1 protein-coding gene is annotated in these 518 nt (G+C 67.4%); it reads left to right on the forward strand.

From position 1 onward, the window contains the following. Positions 1-518: AMP-binding enzyme (locus OQ789_RS25760; RefSeq protein ID WP_324689246.1), on the forward strand; the 518-nt coding region annotated here is incomplete at both ends.

Genomic DNA, 518 nt, shown 5'->3' on the forward strand with positions numbered 1-518 from the left:
ATGTATCGGACCGGGGACCTGGTGTGCTGGGGGGCCGATGGGCAGCTGCGCTATCTGGGGCGTGCCGATGAGCAGGTCAAGGTCCGCGGGTATCGCATCGAGCTAGGTGAGGTCCAGGCCGCGCTGGCCGGCCAAAACGGGGTCACCCAGGCGGTGGTGGTCGCCCGCGCGGACCGGCCCGGCGACACCCGCCTGGTCGGTTATGTCACCGGCAGTGCCGACCCGGCCGGGATGCGCGCGGCACTCGCCGAGCAGCTACCCGCCTACATGGTGCCCGCCGCGATCGTCGTCCTCGACACCCTGCCCCTGACGGTCAACGGCAAACTCGACAAACGCGCCCTGCCGTCACCGGAGTACCGGGATGTCGACAACTACCGGGCCCCGACCTGTCTCACCGAAGAAATTCTGGTTGGCGTTTTCGCCCAGGTGTTGGGTATGGAACGCGTCGGGATCGATGATTCCTTCTTCGACCTCGGCGGCGACTCACTCTCGGCGATGCGTGCGATCGCGGCGATCAA

The organism is Mycobacterium sp. 94-17, from assembly GCF_035617725.1.
Lineage (GTDB): Bacteria > Actinomycetota > Actinomycetes > Mycobacteriales > Mycobacteriaceae > Mycobacterium.